The 15,859-nt window shown below is 56.2% G+C and carries 14 protein-coding genes; 7 read left to right on the top strand and 7 right to left on the bottom strand.

The features are described 5' to 3' along the window. The first annotated feature begins 181 nt into the window (after window positions 1-181). A complete protein-coding gene (locus I2H81_RS02910; protein ID WP_195644478.1) occupies window positions 182-1,462 on the top strand; it encodes an MFS transporter in 1,281 nt (426 codons plus the stop codon). Window positions 1,463-1,598: 136 nt separating this feature from the next. On the opposite strand, the gene I2H81_RS02905 is transcribed toward I2H81_RS02910, so the two are convergent. After that, window positions 1,599-2,162, bottom strand: coding sequence for a TetR/AcrR family transcriptional regulator (locus I2H81_RS02905; protein ID WP_022094929.1), 564 nt, complete (start codon window positions 2,160-2,162; stop codon window positions 1,599-1,601). 239 nt (window positions 2,163-2,401) lie between these two features. Between I2H81_RS02905 and I2H81_RS02900 the strand changes: the two genes are divergently transcribed. The 3 genes from I2H81_RS02900 (at window position 2,402) to I2H81_RS02890 (ending at window position 6,106) form a co-directional block, all read left to right on the top strand. Next, window positions 2,402-3,640: an agmatine deiminase family protein gene (locus I2H81_RS02900; RefSeq protein ID WP_117757260.1), complete on the top strand. Its 1,239-nt coding sequence runs from the start codon at window positions 2,402-2,404 to the stop codon at window positions 3,638-3,640. A 124-nt stretch (window positions 3,641-3,764) separates the two neighbouring features. Beyond that, window positions 3,765-4,829 carry an ornithine carbamoyltransferase gene (locus tag I2H81_RS02895; protein WP_117757261.1) on the top strand — a complete coding sequence of 355 codons (1,065 nt, stop codon included), beginning with the start codon at window positions 3,765-3,767 and terminating at the stop codon, window positions 4,827-4,829. A gap of 11 nt (window positions 4,830-4,840) precedes the next feature. Further along, window positions 4,841-6,106, top strand: a complete 1,266-nt coding sequence (locus I2H81_RS02890; protein ID WP_117757262.1) for an MFS transporter — start codon at window positions 4,841-4,843, stop codon at window positions 6,104-6,106. 358 nt (window positions 6,107-6,464) lie between these two features. Here the strand turns inward: I2H81_RS02890 and I2H81_RS02885 are convergent, their stop codons facing one another. Further along, window positions 6,465-7,598, bottom strand: coding sequence for a hypothetical protein (locus tag I2H81_RS02885; RefSeq protein WP_117757263.1), 1,134 nt, complete (start codon window positions 7,596-7,598; stop codon window positions 6,465-6,467). Between the two features lie 253 nt (window positions 7,599-7,851). Between I2H81_RS02885 and I2H81_RS02880 the strand changes: the two genes are divergently transcribed. Further along, window positions 7,852-8,805 (top strand): tRNA dihydrouridine synthase, encoded by a 954-nt coding sequence (locus I2H81_RS02880; RefSeq protein ID WP_117757317.1) that lies wholly within the window; start codon window positions 7,852-7,854, stop codon window positions 8,803-8,805. A gap of 187 nt (window positions 8,806-8,992) precedes the next feature. Here I2H81_RS02880 and I2H81_RS02875 read toward each other — a convergent pair whose 3' ends face one another. Both I2H81_RS02875 and I2H81_RS02870 read right to left on the bottom strand, forming a co-directional pair. Further along, window positions 8,993-9,238 (bottom strand): glutaredoxin family protein, encoded by a 246-nt coding sequence (locus tag I2H81_RS02875; protein WP_195644477.1) that lies wholly within the window; start codon window positions 9,236-9,238, stop codon window positions 8,993-8,995. Window positions 9,239-9,289: 51 nt separating this feature from the next. Then, complete coding sequence (locus I2H81_RS02870; protein ID WP_195644476.1) at window positions 9,290-10,117, bottom strand: TipAS antibiotic-recognition domain-containing protein; 828 nt, start codon at window positions 10,115-10,117, stop codon at window positions 9,290-9,292. A 140-nt stretch (window positions 10,118-10,257) separates the two neighbouring features. On the opposite strand from I2H81_RS02870, the gene I2H81_RS02865 reads away from it, so the two are divergent. Together I2H81_RS02865 and I2H81_RS02860 are read left to right on the top strand one after the other, a co-directional pair. Then, a complete protein-coding gene (locus I2H81_RS02865; RefSeq protein WP_229108033.1) occupies window positions 10,258-10,995 on the top strand; it encodes an SAM-dependent methyltransferase in 738 nt (245 codons plus the stop codon). Between the two features lie 112 nt (window positions 10,996-11,107). Next, a complete protein-coding gene (locus I2H81_RS02860; protein WP_195644474.1) occupies window positions 11,108-12,319 on the top strand; it encodes a MalY/PatB family protein in 1,212 nt (403 codons plus the stop codon). A 96-nt stretch (window positions 12,320-12,415) separates the two neighbouring features. Here the strand turns inward: I2H81_RS02860 and I2H81_RS02855 are convergent, their stop codons facing one another. The 3 genes from I2H81_RS02855 to I2H81_RS02845 are packed head-to-tail and all read right to left on the bottom strand — an operon-like array spanning window position 12,416 to window position 15,740. Continuing rightward, window positions 12,416-12,895, bottom strand: coding sequence for a pyridoxamine 5'-phosphate oxidase family protein (locus tag I2H81_RS02855; RefSeq protein WP_124786444.1), 480 nt, complete (start codon window positions 12,893-12,895; stop codon window positions 12,416-12,418). A 41-nt stretch (window positions 12,896-12,936) separates the two neighbouring features. Beyond that, on the bottom strand, window positions 12,937-14,637 hold the full coding sequence (locus tag I2H81_RS02850) for an ATP-binding protein (protein WP_195644473.1): 1,701 nt from the start codon (window positions 14,635-14,637) through the stop codon (window positions 12,937-12,939). Beyond that, window positions 14,619-15,740: a substrate-binding periplasmic protein gene (locus I2H81_RS02845; protein ID WP_195644472.1), complete on the bottom strand. Its 1,122-nt coding sequence runs from the start codon at window positions 15,738-15,740 to the stop codon at window positions 14,619-14,621. The genes I2H81_RS02850 and I2H81_RS02845 overlap by 19 nt, the downstream gene beginning before the upstream one ends. Between the last annotated feature and the right edge of the window lie 119 nt (window positions 15,741-15,859).

Here is a 15,859-nt window from a genome sequence, read left to right as displayed (position 1 = left end):
GGTCCAAAAACGGTCGTTCACTTCTCGGGAAAAGTATTAGACCTCGATTTTGCAAGGGCCCAATTACCGTTCGGCACGTTAAGAACTCCCTTTCCCCGCTTAATGCTTGACGAAGAGTCCCCTGGTTTATATACCTATCGGTAGGCATATAGGATGTAATGCCGATAGAAATGGAGTGACCATGGCTCTCACCGTACCAGACGAAAAAGACCGTCCTCGCGAGAGCGGCGCATTTGCTTGGATTGTCGTTATTGCGCTCGGCTTAATGTCCGCCGGGACGACTGGCACATATAGCATTATTGCCGGCTCATTCGTTGCTCCAGTATGTGAAGACCTGGGCTTTGAGTACACCTCTTTCTCTTTCTATTTCACTGCGATTCTTCTTGGCCTTGCACTTGGACTTCCACTTTTGAGCCGTTTCATTCCAAAAGTAATAGGCAAACCGGTGCATATTTGCGTTGAACTCGTCCTTATTGCCGCCGGCGCCGCAATGGCGTTCTACACCGAAGTCTGGATGTTCATCGTCTCCGCTGCGGTGATCGGCATCTGCTTTTCATTCACAACGGGCGTCTGCATGTCCGATGTTATTGACCAATGGTTCAGTAAATCGTCCGGTCTTGCCATCGGCCTTGCTTGGGGCGTTAATTCTCTCTGTACGCTGTTGTTGAGCCCTGTCATTACGCTGGTTATCGAGCAACAAGGCTGGCGTACGGGATACATCGTACTTGCGGCCGTTTCTGCAGCTATGATTTTACCTGCGAGTGCATTTATCATTCGCCTTAAACCCTCTGATCGCAGCATGCTTCCGTACGGAGAGACCGCCTCTGAAACCCATGAGAGACACAGCGTCGATGAGCGGGAAGATACCCTTTCGGGCATGGCACTACGTGATGCCACGAAAACGCCGTCTTTTATTCTCTGTGTCCTCCTGCTTTGCGTGGCGCAGCTCACCTGCTGCATGAACCAGTTGTTTCCAACCTATGCAAGCGAGGTCGGTTTCAATCCCATCGTAGGAAGCTTAATGGTCTCGGCAGCTTCGTTCTCCGACATCTTCCTAAATCCCTTCGTAGGCAAAACATGTGACAAGCTCGGCTCTATTAAAGCAACGGTCGCGTGGACAGGTGTCAGCATTTTTTCGTTCCTGCTTCTCATCATTGGCGGAAGCAATGAGACTGTTTCAATCATTGCAGCTGGCGTAAACGATGCCATGTTCGCCATTGTTGGAACCGCAATGCCGATGCTTCTCCTCTCGCTCTTTGGATCACGCGATTTTGGAAGGATCTATTCGATCGTTTGCTCAGCGGGCTATGTCGTCGGTGCTTTTGGAATGCCGGTCATGATGAAGGTTTACGGCATGGCAGGGTCATTCCAGGGAGTATTTATCTTCTGCATTGCCTGCAACCTTATGATTGCTGCGTTTGCTATCGTTTCCGGCTTTCTCAGTAAGGCTGCTGAAAAGTAATAAGCGCCGATTGCATCGGCATAGATTGCCACGCAACAGGGGTCGACTCCAAGCCAGACTGGAGTCGGCCCCTGTTTTCGTTTAAAGGTTGCCCGCAGGCACCATGTGTGCCAACATGCGTTTCAGCTTGGCTGGTCTATTTGAACATAAGCTCGACTATTCCCGCCCAAACCGCTTTTTCATCAATATCCTCACCTTGAGCGACCGTATTGCTCGCTCCCTCCAGAACGGTATAAAGAATTTGTACGTAGAGCATCACGTCGGCACTATCGGAAAACGCGCCAATCTCTACACCATGAAGAAGGATGTCTTTAAGCGCATCCATGGTTCGTTTGGTCGCCGTCGCTTGACGTTCCTGAACTGCAGGAATTCGATTTGCTTGAACGCTAACCTCGGCCAGCACGCGCCGGCGTTTTTCATCGCTTCGATAGCCACCTATAACTGAATTGCCGAGCTCGATAAGCGCGGCCTTGAACCCGTCCCTATCGACTATTAGCGAGTAGTCGCGCTGATAGTCAATGGTCGGAAACATGCTGTCCAAGAGCGTAGTGAAAATCTCCTCTTTAGAGGGAAAGTAGTAGTACACCGACGGCTTGGATATACCGACAAAGTCGCAAATCTTTCCGATAGACGCTTTGTCATAACCGACTTCTGCCACAAGATCGTACATTGCGTCCAATATTTTTTTTCTTGTGCTCACGCTGCATTTCTCCATTGCAAATCACTTCCGCACTACCAACATTATTAAGGATGGCAACGGAACATCAATTCGTGTCCAAACATGACCACTATATACGGTGAACGGTACGTATCAGTAGGCGAGCGGCAATTATTCAAAACTATCTACCGAACGGTAGGTATAGTAGTACTATAGCAGGTGAAACCCCGCTATTGTCGCGGCCGGACAGCATCGCGGGAAACCCGACGGAAGGACCAACCATGTACGAGAACTATCGTATGCCGGGCGAGTTCGAGAAGCGCTCCAACGTCTATGTGACATGGCTTCCCGATTACATCCGTGCAGAGGGCTACGATAACCGCCAGCCCTGCGTTGACGTGATCAAGGCTCTGCTCGAGTATGGCGACGTTACGGTCAACCTCAATTGCGGCACCCCCGGCTCCTATGAGGAGGCTTGCTCACGCCTGAAGGAGGAGGGGGTTGATCTCGATCGTATCGAGATCACGCAGTTCGAAGACTCCAACTTCTATGTCCGCGACAACGGCCCCAGCATCATGGTCGACGACAAAGGCCATTCTTATATGGTCAACCCTGCTTGGACCTATTACGGCGTGTGGGACAAGAACTCCCCGGAGTGCCAGTCCGCACGTAAGGCAGCCGTTCACATGGCGGTTGCGCTCGGTTGCTTCGATATCGTCAATTCCGAAATGGTTTCGGAGGGCGGCGATCGTGAGTTTGACGGTCACGGCACCCTGATCGCCATCGAGGACACGGAATGCCGTAAGCGCAATCCCGAGTTCACGAAAGATGAGGTAGAGGCCGAGTATAAGCGCATCTACAACCTCAACAAGGTTATCTGGCTTCCTCAGCCCATGCTTGAGGACGACGATTATCGACTGGGCATCCTCGACGAGAAGGAAGACGGAACCCCCGTCTTTGGCATGAGCTTTGCCGCTCACATCGATGAGATGTGTCGCTTTATCACTCCGAACAAGATTCTTCTTGCCGAGGTGTCCGATGAAGAGGCAGCCTCGAGCAAGGCTGGCGCAGAGTCTCGTCGCCGCATTGAGGCGGCCTACGAGATCCTGAGCAACGAAACGGACTGGGAGGGCAAGCCCTTCGAGATCGTTCGTATGCCCACCGCCGAGCCGATTGAAGTCGTTATCGCCCCTGGCGATGAGGATTACGAGCTCTATAAAGGCTTCATCGACGAAATGGGCGGCAAGTTTATGGATGGCACCCCCTGGCCCGAGGGCCCCGTCCACTTCTACGCTGCAGCGAGCTACTGCAACTTCCTGATCTGCAACGGCGTCGTTCTTGGCCAGCGTTATTACCACGAGGGCATGAGCGAGGTCGTGAAAGAGAAGGACGAGCAGGCCAAGGCGGTTCTTGAGAGCTGCTTCCCCGATCGCAAGGTCATCATGATTGATTCCCTCGCGCTTAACCTGTCCGGCGGCGGCGTGCACTGCTGGACTAAGGACGTGGCGGCCAGTCGTTAGTGAGCCTTAGAGCCTGCGTTCTTTGGCTTAGGCGCCACATGTACCGCTCCCCGAGGGATATCCGTGTTTCCTTCGGGGACACATTTAGCAATAATTTTGATAATAATTCGAAAGGAAAATAGACATGAACAACAGCCTCCGCGGTCGCGACTACATCAACATCCATGATCTCTCCTCCGAGGATTTCCGCTATCTCATCGATCTTGCCTGGAACCTTAAGGCTCAGAAGAAGTCTGGTGTCGACCAGCGCTACTTCCCCGGCAAAAACGTCCTCGCCAACTTTGAGTGGGGCTCGACCCGTACTCGTTGCGCATTCGAGACCTCCTGCAACGATTTGGGCATGGGCTTCACTTATCTGACCAACTCCCACATGGGTGACTGCGAGACCGTCAAGGATGCCATGCGCGTCTTCAACGGCATGTATGATCTCATCGTCTACCGCGCACAGAAGGACGAGCAGTTCCTCTATGACGTCGCCGACCTGGTTGACATCCCGGTCATCAATGCCCTTACTCTCGGCGATCACCCGACTCAGATGCTCGCTGACGCTCTTACGATGGAAGAGCAATGGGGCGGTCTGCGTACGAGCCGCGGCAAGAAGATGGCTTTCGTTGGCAACTGCGCCGGCGCCCCGGTGTGGTATGGCCGTCTGTGCGCGATGCTCGACATGGACTTCCTCGCCATCGGTCCCGACGACCTCCGTCATCAGATGTGCAAGGAAATGGTCGAAGAGGTGGAGGCCTGCTACGCCAAGTACGCTCCCAATAGGACCTTTACCATCACCTCTGACCTCGATGCCTTGGATGGCGTTGACGTTATCGTTACCGAGGAGTGGCGCTACATCAACCCCGAGTGCGGCGAAGAGGTTCTGGATCCCGACGACTACAACTCCTGGCTGGGCGATGCCGAGTCTCTGTACCCCTATCGCGTCACCAGCGAGCTGTGCAAGCGCACCAACAATCCCGACATCTTCTGCATGCATGAGCTTCCTTCTGTCCACAACGCAGATCACCGTGTTGGCAAGATGCTCCTCGACCAGTGCAAGAACGACCTCCATCGCGAGATCATCACCGAGGGTTTCGAGATTGCCGACGAGTGCTTTGAGGCCAACGCTTCGGTCATCTTCCGTGAGGCAGAGAACCGTCAGCACACCATCAAGGCCGTTATGTGTGCCCTTCTAGGTCTCTAGGAGTTGTATCAATGGAAAATGCAAAGTTAAAGAGCAGCAAGGTCTACGCATGGGTTCTCGTAATCGCGCTTGGCCTCATGTCTGCTGGTACGACCGGATCCTATAGCGTAATCGCCGGCTCCTTCGTCGCGCCCGTGTGCGAGGAGTTCGGGTTTGACTATTCAATCTTCTCGTATTACTTCACCGCGACGCTCATCGGTCTTGCGGCGGCGCTTCCGTTTGTCGGAAAACTCATCCCCAAGGTTGTTGGCAAGGTTTGGCTCCCCGTCGTCGAGCTTATTCTGCTCGCCGCCGGCGCAGGCATGGCTTTCTACACCGAAGTTTGGATGTTCATCGCCGCTGGCGCCCTGATTGGCATTTGCTTCGCCTTCACCACCGGCGTCGCCATGTCCGACGTTATTGACCAGTGGTTCAAAAAATCTGGTGGCCTGGCAATTGGTCTTGCTTGGGCAGTGAACTCGATTTACATGCTCATCATGAGCCCCGTCATCACCTCTGTCATCGAGGCCGCTGGCTGGAGGACTGGTTATCTGGTGCTCGCTGGCGTCTCCGCCGTGCTCATTCTCCCCGCTTCCGTCCTGATTATCCGCTATAAGCCTCAGGACAAGGGCATGCTGCCCTATGGCTACGTCGAGGGCGAGACGGTCGCCGAGACCGAGGAGACGACCGAGGATAGCACGCGTGGCGTTAGCTATGCGCGCGCCATTAAGTCGCCTGCCTTCTTCTTCTGCATCGGCTTCCTCTGCCTCGTTCAGCTCACTTGCTGCATGAACCAGCTCTTCCCGACGTATGCTTCCGAGGTTGGTTTTAGCCCCATGGTGGGCGGCTTCATGGTATCCGCTGCATCGCTCTTCGATCTGTTCCTCAATCCGATCGTCGGCACCACTTGCGATAAGTTCGGCAGCACGAAGGCCATTCTGGGCTGGCTCGCTGTCTCCATCCTCTCCTTTGTCATGCTCATGATGAGCAGCGGCAACTCGACGCTCAGCATCTTCGCAGCAGGCGTGAACGACGTAATGTACGTCATCGCTGGCACTGCCCTGACCGTTTTGGTTATGGATGTCTTTGGCTCCCGCGATTTCGGTCGCATCTTCGCGCTGATCTGCTCCGTGGGCTATATCGTCGGCGCCTTTGGCATGCCCGTTATGATGAAGGTCTATGAGCTTGTCGGCTCCTTCCAGGGCGTCTTCATCTTCTGCATCGCATGCAACGTTATTATCGGCCTGTTCTTGCTGCTGGCCAAAAAGACTGGTAAGAACCTCTCCTGGGACGAATAGTCCGATTCGTCTTAGACATACGCTGTAGGGCTTAACCTGCAGCCGCTTTGGGGCATCGACTAACGTCGGTGCCCTTTTTCATCGAATGTGACAAAGGGACAGCCCCTTTGTCACATTGAGTGGCTTGTAAATCGAGGTCTAATGCTTTTCCCGAGAAGTGAACGAGTCAAAATAGACCCCCGAAGCATCGACACTTTTGGCGAGCAATTTCCTGCGGTTTTGCAGTCGAATCCTGCGGTTTTGATGCCTAAAAATGCCAATGCTTCGGGGGTCCAAAAACAGTCGTTCACTTCTCGGGAAAAGTATTAGACCTCGAGATATAGACGATGTTCGCGAGCGGCAATTAGAGCGTAAGCCTTTAGTTCTTTTTTGCAGAGAGCATGAGCCTAATTTCCGGATGGGTGTATTCGTCGAAATCTTCTGCGGCTTCGGTGTCAAAGGTGTAGTACGACTTGATAGATTCGTCCTCCGTCTTGATGCTGATTTCTTTATATAGGGATCCGGCTAAAAATGTCTGTTTAAAATCATCCGACAGGCTGCATGGCGTGAGGAGGCCCGGTGTGGCAACGGAAATGTCCAACCCGTTGAGCGGGGCGCAGAGCGTCGCGATGTCCTGCTCGGCGCGAGCGAGGTTGTCTGCAAGGCTTTCCTCGGGGTTGACCTGACTGGTGTAATCGACGTCCGTGAGCATGCCGTCTGCATCAAAAGAAAGGTAGACATAGGCTGCTTGAGCGCCAAGGTCATTGTCGCGCAGATAGCCGATAATGCGGTAGCCGTAGTCGTGATACGACTCGTATGGGTCGTCTGCCGCGACGCGTTCACACACGGGCTCCAGGGCATCTTGCGCGATGGCGAGCTGCTCGGCGACTGCAGCCTTTCTCGCCTGAAGCTCGTTATTTCCCTGGACAAACTGCGGGATGTAGACGCCAAGCAGCACAATGGCGGGCACCACTGCGAGAGCTATGGCCTGCTTCTTGACGCTTGGAATCGTCACGCCGTATGCGTTTGCCATGGCCTCGGCATTGCTCGAGGTCTCGGCTAGCACGTCTGCCGCGGTGGCAACTGCCCCTACGGCGCCGGCGACCTCCGCGGCGCCGCCCAGGTTGCGCGCGAGATCGTTATCACTGTTCTTGAGCAGGCGGCCGGCAGCTTGCGTGGCGAGCACGCCGGCGACCTCCGCGGAGCGGTCTTTGTTGGTTTGGGCTACCGCAAGCCTGCTCTGCAGCTCCTTCCACTGTTTGCCCTGCATTCCAAAGCGCGGCGCAAGAGCGCAATAGCAAAAGACGACGAGTTCGATTACGGTGAGTGCGATGGCGGTATATATGCCCGCGGGTTGGAATTCCTTTTGGTGGAACGCGATATCGTTGATCATTTGGAGCGGCAGCATGAGCAGACATGCTACGAACGACATGACGAGTGCGGTCGCTGCGATCTTGGGGTACGCACAGTACCGCTGAATGCGTTTCTTTTCACGTTCGGTGAGCTGATGCATGGGGGCCTCGACTCTCATCGTTTTTCGGGGGCGATGCGCACACGCTCTTGAGTATAGATGAGTGGGGGAGCTGCTGCGGGGCGGCCCTACTTGCTGTTCGTGGACACCGTTCACCTTCGTTGCACAGGGATGGTTGGAGGGCTGGTTGGCGTCAAGTAACCGCCTCCGCCTTGTGGGCCGCCTCGAGGACAAGGCATAATGCATGTGACAAAGGGGCAGTCCCTTTGCCACATTGATTTGAGAGTAGATGTTGATGATTCTATCGCTTGCCCCTATGGAGGGGATTACCGGGCATGTGTTCCGTCGCGTGCATGCGGAGTGCTTTGGCGCGCTCGACTGCTATTACACGCCGTTTTTGCCGCCGCCGCGGGTTGGCAACCGTTTTGGTGGCAAGGCGTTTAAAGAGGTCGACCCTGTCAATAACCAGGGGCTCAACGTGGTGCCCCAGCTCATGTCCAAGAATGCGGATGAGTTTGTGTGGGCGGCGCACGTGCTCGCCGACATGGGCTACCGCGAGGTCAATCTCAACCTGGGTTGTCCCTCGGGAACGGTTGTTGCCAAGGGCAAGGGCTCGGGTTTCTTGCGTAATCTCGACGAGCTCGAGGTGTTCTTGGGCGATGTGTGCGAGCGCTCACCGTTACCGGTATCGGTAAAAACCAGGCTGGGGTTGGAGCGCGATGACGAGTATGAGCGTGTGCTCGATCTGTATTGCCGCATGCCGCTGGCAGAGCTGATCGTGCATCCGCGCGTGCAAAAGGACCGCTATACGGGCTCGCCGCGCAAGGAGTTTTACGGCGAGACGCTGGAACGTGCGCCGTTTCCGGTGGCATACAACGGCGACATTTTTGATCTTGAGGATATGGACGCGCTGGTGGAGGCCTATCCCGGCACGCGCCATGTGATGCTGGGGCGTGGCCTGCTCGCGAACCCCGCTCTGGCTCGTATGGTCAACGGCGGTCCTGCTGCCACGGCAGCCGAACTGCAGCGTTTCCACGACGCGCTATTCGCGGCCTATGCAGAAGAGATTGGTGGCAACGCGGTCTTTCGCATGAAGGAGTGGTGGTTCTACGCCAAGTGCGCTTTCGCCGACCCCGCTACCGTTCACAAGCTCGTACGCAAGACCAAAAAGGTCGACGAATACCGCGCCGCCGTTGATCGTGTCTTTCGCGAACAGTCACTCGCGCCCATAGCCTGTTTCCACGGCTAGCTAGTCATCGGGGACGTTCTTTAACGACTAGCTATTTAAGAACGTCCCCGATGACTATGTTCCCAACGACTATGTTGCAAAAAGCTGTACACCAGCATCCAAAGATGTCGAAAAATGTCGACTTTGGATGCTGGCGTACTTGTTTGGGCCGTATGGGGTGGAGCCTTGGACGGACGGGGTGCGCGTGCTAGAGCAGGTTCTTTTGTGCCCACGCGATGATGTCGCTCGATTCGTAGAGCGGCTTTCCGTCAATGAATAAGCAAGGAACCTGGCGCTTTCCGCCGACGGTGATGAGCGTCTGCTCGGCATCGGAATCGGTCGAGATATTGCGCTCGGGAATGGTCACGCCGTTATCGGCCAAAAAGTGCTTGACCTTTATGCAATACGGGCAGCCGGTCATAACGTAGAGCACGAGCTCGTGATCAGTAGCCATGGGTCTCCAATCGGTTGAGGTTTCAATTGAAATACCCAAAGCCGCCGCGGTCTATGCGCGGGCCAGTGACGACTCGATGGCATGGACCAGAAACGCCGTGGCTCCGGTGCCGCAGGGCTTGTCGTAGTAGTCGATAAAGCGCTGATCGGCAAGATAGCCGTGGGCGAGGCCCAGGTATGCTTCGTCTTGGGGTTCGTGTCCCCAGTTAAGGCCAATCCATCGACGGTGCATTGCGACAAGCTTGCGCGCCTCGCTTCCATCCGGTTCGCCGTCGCCCATGGCGATCGAGAGCTGGCCCAGAATAGCGCGTTCAAGTTCCTTCATGTCGTTCCATGTCTCGGGGTCCATGTCCAGCAGTGCCTCGTTTGCTGCATCGACGGCCTCGTCGCCATAGCGCGCCCGCGCCTCGGCACCGTAGCGCTCCTCGTTTTCCTGCACGGTGCGCCAGCGCTCCAATTGCGGCAGCACGGCGCCCATGAGCGAGACGGCTTCGTCGAGCGACATACCGGTGTTTTGTGCCAGGCGCGGGGCGCAATCCTCAATCATGGCCTCCATCGTGGTCTCGTAGGTGTACTTGCCGTGGTCGTAGCACCACTTGCAGTAATGGTCGGTCGTTGCGCCGTGAGCATCGGTGCCGCAGTCGTCGGGCGTGAGTATCATGCCGCAGCTTTGGCAATAGTGCTCGGGCATTTCGAGCAGGTGGGGCAGCGGCTCTCCGGTTACGGAGGCAATGAGCTTCATCATGTCGATGCCCGGTGTGACCTCGCCGCGTTCCCAACGGCTGACGGCTTGGCGTGTGACGAAGAGCTTGGCGGCGAGCTGCTCTTGGGTAAGGTGATGGGCGCGACGGACAGCGATGAGCTTTTCTGCGAAGGCCATAACGGCTCCTTTCTGCTGGTTGATGGCTTAAGCATACGCGGCAGTAGGCGCCCTTCCAAGCAACCGTTGGTTGCACGACGGGGACCGCGGCGAAGAATTGCGCGCAATGCCTCACACCTCCATGCCGTACAATGACCGACATGAAACCTATTGCACACATACATACCGACCTGCCGCAAAAGTTCGGCATTCCGCGCAACAGCTTTTTGGCGTCTCATCTGCTGGGACGCATCGTCTTTGAGCCGGAATTTGCCTCCAACGCAGCGGTTGAGGGCCTGGACTCCTTTTCTCACCTATGGCTGTTGTGGCGCTTCGAAAACGGAACGCCCGGCGGCACGGCTAAGGACATAGCTACCGATGCCAAGACGCAGGACAGGTCCGGCACCAATGCCAAGTGGTCGAAAACCGTGCGCCCGCCGCGTCTGGGCGGAGCCGAGCGTGTGGGCGTGTTTGCCACGCGCAGTCCGTTTCGCCCTAATCCCATCGGTCTTACCTGCGTCAAGCTCGATTGCGTCGAGCTCACCGACGACGGCCCCATCATCCATGTGCTGGGGGCCGATCTGCGCGACGGCACGCCCATCTACGACATTAAGCCCTACATTCCGTTTGCAGATTGTCACCTGGATGCGACAGGCGGCTGGATTGAAGACGCGCCGTGGCAAGAGCTCGACGTAGAGTTCCCGCAGACGCTGCAGGATATGGTCCCGCCCATAAAGCTCCCCGGCCTGGTCGAGGTCCTACGCCAAGACCCGCGCCGCGCAGGCAGTAAGCACGAGCCAAACCGCGTTTACCACTTGGCTTACGCCGGGTTCGACATATCATTTACGGTCGACGGAGCCAGGTTGGTGGTAACCGCCATCAACGACGCTCAAGACTAATCTGCCATCCGTCCGTATCCGTCAAAAACAACGCCAAACCTCATGCAAAAACCGTCCACGCTGGTGGACAATAACGCCTATCGAAACAGTCTACTTCGCACGGGAGCTCAGCATGAAATACGACTTTAGCTCGTTAATCGACCGCCACGGCATGGACTCCATCGCCGTTGACTCCTGGGGCGAGATCCCCGGTATGGCTCCGAACGCACCCGACGAGGGCTTCGACCGCATTCCCATGTGGGTGGCCGACATGAATTTTGCCACGGTGCCCACGGTCCAGGAGCACATCATTCAGCGTGTCCAGCATCCCATGTTTGGCTATTTCAATCCGCGCCCCGAGTACTTCGACCGCATCATCGAATGGCAGAGCCGTCGCAACGGCGTTGAGGGCTTGGCGCCGGAGCATATCGGCTACGAAAACGGCGTGCTGGGCGGTGTCGTGTCGACGCTGCGCGCGTATGTCCAGCCCGGCGATGCGGTGCTGGTCCACAGCCCCACCTACATCGGCTTTACCAAGTCTATCGAAGCCGCGGGCTATCGCATTGTCCACAGCTCGCTTAAGCTCGACGACCAAGGCGTGTGGCGTATGGACTTTGAGGACATGGAGCGCAAGCTCGCCCAAAACCATATCCATGCCGCGGTGTTCTGCTCGCCGCACAACCCCTGCGGCCGCGTATGGGAGCGCGACGAGATCGAGCGCGCCATGGACATCTATCGCCAGCACGATTGCGTGGTGATCTCGGATGAGATTTGGTCCGATATCATCCTGCCGGGTCACAAGCATATCCCGACGCAGTCGGTGAGCGAGGATGCCCGCATGCGCACGGTTGCCCTCTATGCACCCAGCAAGACGTTTAACCTAGCGGGCCTGGTCGGCAGCTATCACATTATCTACAACGAGACGCTGCGCGACCGCGTGTGCGCCGTGTCCGACAAGACTCACTACAACGAGATGAACGTCCTCTCCATGCATGCGCTTATCGGTGCCTACCAGCCGCAAGGCTATGAGTGGGTGGACGAGCTCAACCAGGTGCTTGCCGGCAATATCGAGTACTTCTGCAATTACGTGGACGAGCATTTTGAGGGCGTGGGCTATTCGCGTCCGCAGGGCACGTACATGGTGTTTCTGGACTGCACCGAGTGGTGCCGCGAGCATGGCCGCGATATTCAGTGGTTGCTCGACGAGGGGGCGCGCGTGGGCGTGGGGTATCAGGACGGCCGTCCGTTCCACGGACCCTGCCACATTCGCGTGAATCTGGCGCTGCCGCTTTCGCGCGTAAGGGAAGCGTGTGACCGCCTGGACCGCTACGTTTTTGGGGTATAGGGGGCGCTCGATTCGAGTGCTGTCCCATGCGCCCACGCCGTCAAAATGCGTGGGCGCATGGGGCGCAGAGGGTAGCGAGCGCGTTTTCCGCATTCGCTACTTTTCGTGAATCTGCTTACCGCAGAGATGCTCAATCGAAATCTCGTAGAGTTGGACGCCCTTAATGTCTTTGGCGATCTCCTCCTCGACTTCTTCGACAGAAGGGTAGTACTTAAGCGCGAGCTGACGGACTTTGTCCTCGATAAACGCGGGCGCTTCATCTACCAGGCGACAACGACCAAAGACAACGGTACTCATAACGTAGGGAGCCCAGTCGCCGTCCTTGTACCACTCGTTGCCGTAAACGGTAAAGCAGACTTTATCATCATGCCTGAGTGAATCGACCTTGTGGCCAGCCTTGGCGCCATGGAAATAAATCTTGTCGTGCTCGGCGTCAAAGAAGTAGTTGACGGGAATGGCGTACGGGTAGCCATCATCGCCGTTGACGGCAAAGACCCCGCGCTTGCAGGTAGCGAGCAGTTCGCGCGCTTCCTCGTCGGTGATGGCGCGTTTCTTTCGACGTAAGGGCCTAAACATCGTTGGCTTCCTTTCTACTGCGCATAGTGGTTGAGCACAAACTATAGCGAAACAGCCCCGTTTTTCTTGATACAGGCGAGTATGTTTTTGAGCTTGTTAAAGTCGAGCGGTTTGGGCAGATGGGCGTTCATGCCGGCGTCGTGTGCCGCCTTGGCGTCTTCGGCAAAGGCGTTGGCGGTGAGCGCGATGATGGGGATGTCGGCCGCATCGGCCTTTTCGCTCAGGCGGATCGCGCGGGTTGCCTCGTAGCCGTCCATGCCCGGCATCATGATGTCCATTAGAATCGCATCGAAGCTACCCGCGGGGCGGCCAACGTATAGGTCGACCGCTTCGTTGCCGTCGGAGGCGCGAGTTACGACGATGCCCTCGCGTTCGAGCAGAGCCTGGGCAATCTCGGCATTGAGCTCGTTATCTTCTGCCAAAAGAACGTTCATGTCTGCAAGCGAGCAACTGTATGCCTGCTCGTCCGTACGTTCTTTTGCCTGAGGGTTCTTGTCGATCTCGAGCGGAATATGGACATTAAACGTACTCCCCACGCCAACCTCACTCGAAATCTCAATCGTGCCGCCCATCATATCGATGAGCGATTTGACGATAGACATGCCAATGCCGGTTCCTTGGAACTTGCTGCGCGCATCGTCGCCTTCCTGGGCAAACGGCTCGTAAATGTGTGCCAAAAACTCGGATGTCATACCAATGCCGGTATCCGAGACGCTAAAGCAAAACACGGCGTGCTCGTCGTCGACCGGTTTGATGGTCGATGAGAACGTGACGGTGCCTCCGTGCTTGTTGTACTTGATGCTGTTGTCGAGCAGGTTGACAAGGATCTGCCGAATATGGGTGGGGCTGCCGATCATATATTGATCGACAGCGTAGGGCTCGCTGGTGTCGAGCATGGTTATGCCGCGGTCCGATGCGCGGAGCTTGCACAGTACGAGCGCATTGTCGCACAGCTCTTTAAGGTTGAATGATTCGTGCTCGAGTGTCACTTTGCACTCCTCGATCCTGCCCATCTCGAGGATGTCGTTAATCAGTGACAGCAGGTGATTGGCGGCAACGCGCGCCTTGGCGCGGCTTTCGCGGGCGACCTGCATGTCGCCTTCTCTCAATTCCTCAATTTCGATAAGGCCCAGGATACCGTTGAGCGGCGTGCGGATGTCGTGGCTCATGCGCGTGAGGAAAGCGGTTTTGGCGGTGTTGGCGGCATCAGCTTTCTGCCGTTCCTCCTGTGCGCGGTAAAGCGACCAGACAAGGATGGCGATGCTGGTGAGCAAGATGCAGATGATAACAGTCGCAATGGCGGTGCGGTTGCGATAGAAAAACTGGAACGTGTCCGATTCTTGCGCCGAGTACGATGTGGGGAAATAGCTGTTTGCAGAGAGCGATTCACCTGCATTGACGATGCCCTTATTGATGATTCCCAGCAGCTCGGGCTTGCCGCGCGAAATTAAACACGATAGCTGCGCCGTGTTGGTGAGTTCCTGTGTTTCGAAATCCTCGATGTCGTAGGTGTCGCGGAGAGTTTCCAGGCGCGTGCTGGGGACAATGATGCAACGTGCCTTCCCCTCATTGAGGGCTTTGAGCACCTCGCCGTCATTCGAGTACTCGGTTACTGTTGCGTTCGGGAAGAGACTTTCGAGCTCAAAACGGTTAACGATTGTGCTCTTTGTACAAGCGATGTTCTTAAGGTCGCTGTTCAGGTTTTTGCCACTGTGAATGGCGGTCAGCGAAACCGTTCCCATCGAGTTTGACTGGATGACCCCTGTCTGCTCGGCGAGCCAGTAGTCGCGAAACAATGGCAGGGCGACATCGATGGTTCCGTTGGAAAGGCTTTGATCATTTGCTTGTTGTTCGAGAGTGCGATTGTTTTGACCGTAATGCCAAACTTGTCGTGCAACGTCGTTGCAAGCGAGGCGAGCGATCCTTCCATCTCGCCGTCGTCATTTTGCGTGCAGTAGGGAAGTTGGTTTTTAAGATAGCCGAGCGTGATGGTATTGCCGTTTGCTTTGAGCCAGGTGGTCTCGGGGCCGGTGAGCGATGACGAGCCACTGTTTTGGGTCGAGTAACTCGATTTGACTTCCTCGTTATAGCGCGGGTTATCGCGGGCGATGGTCGTCATGGCGGCGTTGATGTCGTTCATCAGATCGGGGCGGCTTTTGGGAACGGCAAAATAGTAGTCGCTCGAGCCTACGTAGAACATGGGTGACGCATCGGGCGACGAAATGGTATCGTTCATGATGACGGCGTCGACCTCGCCGTCTGCAAGCGCCTCAAAGAGGGCACTGCCGGTGTCGATTTCTTTATAGGTGCAGGTGACGCCTTCGTCGGCGAGCCACTGCTGGCCGACGATAGTTTGCATAACGCCAGAGTTGCAGCCGATGGTGAGGCCTTGGAGCGCCTGGGGGTCACCCTTGGCCAGATCGTCGCGGTCGGGCCTGGCGTAGATGTAGTAGCGCTCGGTGCCCTCGGGGTTCGAGGAAAAGAGCAGCTTCTGCTCGCGTTCTGCCGAATACGAGATGTTGGGCATGAGGTCGATTTCGCCTGCTTCGAGCATGTCCATAAGCTCGGAGAAGGTGCCGCTAACGTATTCGTATTGCCAGCCCTTTGTGTAATACGAGAGGGTCTGGAGGTACTCGTAGCCCCACCCCGAGAGTCGCTCGCCCGGCATGCCTTCCTGGAAGCCTTTGTTGTTGACGAGCCAGCCAACGCGGACCGTCTTGACCTGCTGGTCGGAGTCGGCGGCAAAGGCGGGGGCGGGCATGACGGCGCTCAGTATGGCGAGCGCGGCAAGCGCGACGGCCAGGGTGCGATATAGAGCCAAGCGAAAGACAGCGGAAGGTTTCACATGAAATCCTATCGAGTTGAGACAGTTTCGCATAAGGATACCAGCTCAGCCTGCCCATTCAGCCGCCGCACCGCTAAACGGTCACTCCCGGCAGTTGGGGACAGTTCCTTTCTGCCGGG

Source organism: Collinsella aerofaciens (assembly GCF_015561195.1).
GTDB classification, from domain to species: domain Bacteria; phylum Actinomycetota; class Coriobacteriia; order Coriobacteriales; family Coriobacteriaceae; genus Collinsella; species Collinsella aerofaciens_AC.
The sequence above is the reverse complement of the archived record's forward strand: the minus strand, read 5'-3'. Positions and strand labels throughout refer to the sequence as shown.